Source organism: Streptomyces sp. NPDC059564 (assembly GCF_042735575.1).
In the GTDB taxonomy this organism is placed as follows: Bacteria; Actinomycetota; Actinomycetes; order Streptomycetales; family Streptomycetaceae; genus Streptomyces.
Window position 1 is genome coordinate 7,021 of sequence record NZ_JBHWBP010000209.1, and the last position, 6,124, is coordinate 13,144.

At 71.6% G+C, this 6,124-nt stretch carries 6 protein-coding genes; 3 read left to right on the forward strand and 3 right to left on the reverse strand.

Going from position 1 to position 6,124, the window contains the following annotated elements:
* Positions 1-108: 108 nt before the first annotated feature.
* From ACFV0Q_RS27895 to ACFV0Q_RS27905, 3 genes are all read right to left on the reverse strand, one after another.
* Entirely contained in the window at positions 109-1,323 is a 1,215-nt protein-coding gene (locus ACFV0Q_RS27895; RefSeq protein ID WP_385009117.1) for a DUF5667 domain-containing protein, read from the reverse strand.
* 257 nt (positions 1,324-1,580) lie between these two features.
* A complete protein-coding gene (locus ACFV0Q_RS27900; RefSeq protein ID WP_385009118.1) occupies positions 1,581-2,396 on the reverse strand; it encodes an ECF subfamily RNA polymerase sigma factor, BldN family in 816 nt (271 codons plus the stop codon).
* A 342-nt stretch (positions 2,397-2,738) separates the two neighbouring features.
* On the reverse strand, positions 2,739-3,737 hold the full coding sequence (locus ACFV0Q_RS27905; protein ID WP_385009119.1) for an HAD family hydrolase: 999 nt from the start codon (positions 3,735-3,737) through the stop codon (positions 2,739-2,741).
* Between the two features lie 99 nt (positions 3,738-3,836).
* On the opposite strand from ACFV0Q_RS27905, the gene ACFV0Q_RS27910 reads away from it, so the two are divergent.
* From ACFV0Q_RS27910 to hemA, 3 genes are all read left to right on the forward strand, one after another.
* The gene (locus ACFV0Q_RS27910; RefSeq protein WP_385009120.1) at positions 3,837-4,115 is read left to right on the forward strand and encodes a glutaredoxin family protein; all 279 of its coding nucleotides are present in this window, start codon (positions 3,837-3,839) and stop codon (positions 4,113-4,115) included.
* 273 nt (positions 4,116-4,388) lie between these two features.
* Entirely contained in the window at positions 4,389-5,234 is an 846-nt protein-coding gene (locus tag ACFV0Q_RS27915) for a redox-sensing transcriptional repressor Rex (RefSeq protein ID WP_385009121.1), read from the forward strand.
* The coding region (gene hemA / locus ACFV0Q_RS27920) for a glutamyl-tRNA reductase (RefSeq protein WP_385009122.1) at positions 5,231-6,124 on the forward strand (894 nt) is incomplete at its 3' end. The genes ACFV0Q_RS27915 and hemA, both read left to right, overlap by 4 nt.

Here is a 6,124-nt window from a genome sequence, read left to right on the forward strand (position 1 = left end):
GGGGGTGGGTTTCTGTGTGTGGGGGGCCGACTTTTTGTGCGTGGATTTTGGGCTGGGGGTCTGGCCCTGGGGGGGCGGGCGCGGGGCCCGCCCCCCGCTGTGCGTCGGCTACTGGCCGGCGTCCTCCGCGTTGAGGCCCAGGCCCGGGAGGAGGCCCGGGAGGAGCGGCGGGAGGGTGATGTCCGGCTGTGGGTGGTCCGGGGTCGCCGAGGGGGGCGGAGCGGACTGGCCCGGTGCCGGGGGGTGGAGCAGGTCGCCGGCACCGCCGAGGAGGCCGCCCGTACCCGGGGCCGGGGGATGGCTGCCGGAGGGGCTGGGGGCGGCCGGGGGCGCGTCCTGTGAGGCGGCGCCCGGTTCCGCCGGCGACTGGTGCTTGCCCGCCGCCGGGCTGCTGGGCCTGGCCGGGGCGCCCGGACCGCGGGTCTGCTCCGGGGGCTTGGGCAGCAGGCTCTGGAGCGGCGCCACGTCATCGTCTATGGCCTGGAACACCGACTCGACCTCGCCCCCGACGTCGTTGAGCTGCACCGGGAGCTTCTCCCGGAGGCGGCCCCACGCGTCGCGGTGGGAGCGGGAGAACGAGGACAGTGCCTGGATCGGGCCGAGCGATCCGTCCCGTTCGTACGCCGCCTGGAGGAGCCGGTGGCCCTCCGCGGCGTCGTGCTTCATGCCCGCGAGGGCCCGGCGGATCGCGCCGAGCGACTCGTGGTCCAGTACGCCCGTACGGCCGCGCTCCATGAGCCTGCGCGCTTCCGACAGCCGGTTCGAGGCCTGGTCGAGGTAGAGCTCGCCCCGGTCCGCGTCCTCGTCGGTCATGCCCAGCTTCAGATCCTCCATGCCCCGCTTGACGGGGTAGAGGGAGTCACCTGGCAGGGCGTCGGTGCTGGCAGCGGCCACTCCGCTGAAGGCCCCTGCGGCCACACCCACGGTGAGGCCCCCCGCTGCGATGCCCTTGGACCAGCGGGAGCGGGGCCGCAATTTCCGGAGCGAGGTCGCCCGGTGGGCGCCGCGGCCGGTCCGCTGTTCGGGCACCAGAGGGTCCGCGGCGGCACCGCCCCCGGCCCTCTCCTCCATCACCATGGCCTCCATGGCGGCGACGAGCTGGGCTCGTTGCACCACTTTGACCTCGGGGTCCAGCACCGGGCGCGGCATTCTTTCGCCGAGTACGTTCGCCAGGGCCAACAGCCGGTCGTGGTCGGCAGATTCGGCAGGTGCCTCGGACTGCTCGGCCGCCGGGTCCGGTTCCGAAAGGTCGGACGGGGTCCGATCCTCCAGGGCCTGGGCGAAGGCGTTCGCCCGCCGGTGCGGAGTAACGTTCGCGATCACTGGCGGCACCTCCTCTCGTCATGACGATCGACTCCCCAAGGTGTCCGGAAGGTTGCCTTCCTTGAGCACATCCACACTTTCGAGTGAGCGGCTTCGGGCAGGGCGTGTCCACAGGGAGCCTGCATCCCGCACAACGAGCGGCGCGGCAGTTGGGTTACGGACGAAGGATGATCGGACCACAGCGTCATCGAGGGGTCACCGGGTGTGGGTGTCGGGTCGTGTTGTCGGGTCGGGGCCGCGCTGCCGGGGGGACCCGGTCAGCGGGCGTCCTCCGGCAGCAGGCGGGCGAGGGTGCGGACCGCCCGGTACTGGAGCGTTTTGATGGCGCCCTCGTTCTTCCCCATCACGCGGGCGGTCTCGGCGACCGAGAGGCCCTGGAGGAAGCGCAGGGTGACGCACTCCTGCTGCTGCGGGTTCAGTTTCCGTACGGCTTCGAGCAGGGCCGCGTTGGAGAGGGACTCCAGGACGGAGTCCTCGGGGCTGCGCTCCACCTCGTTGGCGTCGAGCATCTCGCCGGTGGTGACCTCCAGGCGGAAGCGGCTGGACTTGAAGTGGTCCGCCACCAGGTTCCGCGCGATGGTCACGAGCCAGGCGCCGAAGTCGCGGCCCTGCCAGGTGAAGGTGGAGATGCGGCGCAGCGCGCGCAGGAAGGTCTCACTGGTGAGGTCCTCCGCGGTCGCCTTGCCGCCGACGCGGTAGTAGATGTAGCGGTACACCGTGTCGCTGTACTGGTCGTAGAGGCGGCCGAAGGCGTCGGCCTCGCCGGCCTGGGCGCGTTCGACCAGGTCCATCATGCGGGCCTGGTCGCTGTCCGCGGTGGGGCGGCGGGCCGCGGGCGTGCTGGTGCCGGTGGCACCGGCGGTGGCGGCCGTGCTCGCTCGACCGCGTCTGCCCACCGTCGCGCCGCCGTCGGTCAGGGCGTAGCAAGGACCGGCCGGGCCGAGGCCGGCAGGGACCGCGGCGGCGAAGGCGGGGACGGCGTACGCGGTGGGGACGAAGCCGCGCAGGCGGTCGATGACCGTTGCGCGCAGCGTAGCCAGGCCCGAGGCGTCAACCCCGACAGGTGGGTACACGGGACTCCCAGAGGCAGAGCTTCCATCACGTGCAGTGCCGGAGCGTTCACCCGTCGTGGCGACAGATGGGCGGTGGCATGCGTTTGAGGAGAATAACGCTTCGTACAGGCAGCACTACACCCAGTTGCTGAAATCACCGGTTCCGACACTTCTGTTGCGTGTCGAGGGCATATTCAGGCCCAGTTGGTGATCGGTTCTTGATCGCATGGGTGCGCGGAATGGAAGCTTCCACGCTGGCTCGCGACCGAGTCGGGCACGCCGGAGTGCCGCGCCGGTGACGCGGGTAAAGGCGGGTGGTTGCCTGCCGGGCGGCCCCTCGCGGGGGCCCCTGGCCCGGCGTTGTTACTTGCGGCGGCGGTGGAGGGCGATGGCGGCGGCCGCGCCGCCCGCGATCGCGCCGACTCCGGCGGCGGCCGGGACGCCGACCTTCACGGCCTTGCGGCCGGTCCGATAGTCGCGCAGCCGCCAGTCGTTGGCCCGGGCATGCTTGCGCAGTTTTGTATCGGGATTGATCGCGTACGGATGTCCGACCAGCGACAGCATCGGGATGTCGTTGTGCGAATCGCTGTACGCCGCGCAGCGCGCGAGGTCCAGCTCCTCGGCGGCGGCCAGCGCGCGCACCGCCTCCGCCTTGGCGGGGCCGTGCAGCGGTTCGCCGACCAGGCGGCCGGTGTAGATGCCGTCCACGGACTCGGCGACGGTGCCCAGGGCGCCGGTCAGGCCGAGGCGGCGGGCGATGATCGTGGCCGTCTCGACGGGCGCGGCGGTGACCAGCCACACCTTCTGGCCGGCGTCGAGGTGGGCCTGGGCCAGGGCGCGGGTGCCCGGCCAGATCCGCTCGGCCATGTACTCGTCGTAGATCTCCTCGCCGATGGACATCAGCTCGGAGACCTTGTGGCCCTTGACGATGGACAGGGCGCTGTCGCGGGCGTCCTGCATGTGGTTCGGGTCCTCGACCCCGGCGAGCCGGAACCAGGCCTGCTGCCAGGCGAAGCGGGCCAGTTCGCGGCGGCGGAAGAACTCGCGCTTGTAGAGGCCGCGGCCGAAGTGGAAGATCGCGGCGCCCTGCATGACGGTGTTGTCGAGGTCGAAGAAGGCGGCGGCGAGGTCGTCTCCCGGAACCGGGAACTCCGGCTCGGGGGAGGTGTCCCGGGCGTCCGCCGCGGGTGCTTCGGCGGCCGCCGGGAGGGCGGGCGGAGCCTCGTCCTCCGGCAGCTCGGCGTGAGGTGGGGCTTCGGCCTGCGCGGTCTTGCGGGCGGCCTCGGCCGAGGCCTCGCCAGCCAGCACGCTCCGCGCGGTCGCGGAGCGCCTACGGGGGGTGAGCCATCCCAGAGCGGCCATGACGCGAGCATAGCCATTGTGTTCGGGAGTTCCCGAACCGCAGGGAAACGGAGCGGTTAACTCTTCGGGCACCACCGGCGCGCGCGGGACAATGAGGGCATGAGCCCTTTGCTGCGCCGTAAGGAAAAGAAGCGTCCCGGGGAGCGGATGGTCACGCTCGTCGGGAAGCCGGGGTGCCATCTGTGCGACGACGCCCAGGAGGTCATCGAAGCGATCTGTGCCGAGACCGGGGCGCAGTGGGAGAAGAAGGACATCTCGCAGGACGAGGAGCTCCACCGGCTGCACTGGGAGCAGATTCCGGTGGTGCTCATCGACGGCGAACAGCACACCTTCTGGAGGGTGAACCCTGACCGGCTGAGGCGCGCATTGGGAGCCTGACCGATTCGCCCGTTACCATCATGGGCGATTTATGGGGACTCGGGGGCGTATCGATGAGGAGTGTGTACCGTTTTGCCCCCCTCGGGATTTGAACGGGTTCGGCCCGTTCCCGGTCCGGGTCCTGTCCGCCCACCCCGCGTGACCCCGGTCACTTTGCTCGGACAAAGCGGACACAATCTTTGTGCACGCGTTCACAAAGACATAGCCTGCTTCCGACGGGGCGGTCTTGGGACAAGTGACCGCCTGCAGCCCCGCTCATCCCGCAGGAGCATCGTGGCAACTGGCCGAACTCACCGACCGGCGACCCGCAGCCGAGGTATTCCCGAGGCCACTGTCGCCCGGCTTCCGCTGTACCTGCGCGCCCTCACCGCGCTCTCCGAGCGATCGGTGCCCACGGTGTCCTCCGAGGAGCTCGCGACCGCCGCCGGGGTCAACTCGGCGAAGCTGCGCAAGGACTTCTCGTACCTCGGTTCCTACGGGACCCGCGGCGTCGGCTACGACGTCGAGTACCTCGTCTACCAGATCTCCCGCGAGCTCGGCCTGACCCAGGACTGGCCGGTCGTCATCGTCGGCATCGGTAACCTCGGCGCCGCGCTCGCCAACTACGGCGGCTTCTCCGCGCGCGGGTTCCGCGTCGCGGCGCTCATCGACGCCGACCCCGCGATGGCCGGAAGGCCGGTCGCCGGGATGCCCGTGCAGCACACCGATGACCTGGAGAAGATCATCGAGGAGAACGGCGTCTCGATCGGGGTCATCGCGACCCCGGCCGGCGCCGCGCAGCAGGTGAGCGAGCGGCTCATCGCCGCCGGGGTCACCTCCATCCTGAACTTCGCGCCGACCGTGCTGTCCGTGCCGGACGGCGTCGACGTGCGCAAGGTCGACCTGTCCATCGAGCTGCAGATCCTGGCCTTCCACGAGCAGCGCAAGGCGGGCGAGGAAGCGGCCGCCGCGGGTGCGGTCGCCGGTGCCGCCGGTGCTGCCGGACTCGTGGAGCCGGGTGCCGGTACGGGGACGGGCGCCGCGCCCGCCGCCGCCGTCGAGCCGCCGGCCGGGCGGGCCGCCGCGACCGCGCGCAAGGGCGGCCCCGAGGGTGACGTCCCGGCGGTGATGCCGGCATGAGTCTGCTCGTCGTTGGCCTCAGCCACCGCAGCGCGCCGGTGAGCGTGCTGGAGCGGGCCTCGCTGTCCGCCGACGCCAAGGTCAAGCTGCTGCACGACACGCTGGCCGCGGAGCCGGCGGCGGAGGCGGCCGTGCTGGCCACCTGCAACCGGATCGAGCTGTACGCCGACGTGGACAAGTTCCACGCCGGTGTCGCCGAGCTGTCCACGCTGCTGGCCCAGCACAGCGGGGTCGCGCTGGAGGAACTCACCCCGTACCTGTACGTGCACTACGAGGACCGGGCGGTGCACCACCTGTTCTCGGTGGCGTGCGGGCTGGACTCGATGGTCGTCGGCGAAGGCCAGATCCTCGGCCAGATCAAGGACGCGCTGGCGCTGGGGCAGGAGCTCCACACGGCGGGCCGTCTGATCAACGACCTCTTCCAGCAGGCGCTGCGGGTCGGCAAGCGGGCGCACTCCGAGACCGGGATCGACCGGGCCGGGCAGTCGCTGGTGACCTTCGGGCTGGAGCAGCTCGCGGGGGCGGCGGCGCCGGTGGGGGAGTGGGCCGCCGGGAAGCGGGCGCTGGTGATCGGGGCCGGGTCGATGTCGTCGCTGGCCGCCGCCACGTTGGCGCGGGTGGGTGTCGCCGAGATCGTGGTCGCGAACCGGACCGCGGAGCGGGCGGAGCGTCTTGCCGAGATTCTGGTTGCCTCGGGCACCGGTGTCGCTGCGCGGGCCGTGGGGATGGGGGCCGTCGCCGGTGAGCTGACACGTGTTGACGTGGTCGTCTCCTGTACGGGGGCCACCGGGCTGGTGCTGACCGGCGAGGACGTCGCCGTGGCGCTGGAGGGCCCTGCGGGGCTTTCCCCCACCCCGCCCCTTCCCGAAACCGGGGCTTCGCCCCGGACC

Bases quoted from the DNA above. Each gene is read 5' to 3' on its own strand.
- ACFV0Q_RS27905 (WP_385009119.1), bottom strand. From the start codon at position 3,737: ATGGCCGCTCTGGGATGGCTCACCCCCCGTAGGCGCTCCGCGACCGCG.
- ACFV0Q_RS27910 (WP_385009120.1), top strand. From the start codon at position 3,837: ATGAGCCCTTTGCTGCGCCGTAAGGAAAAGAAGCGTCCCGGGGAGCGG.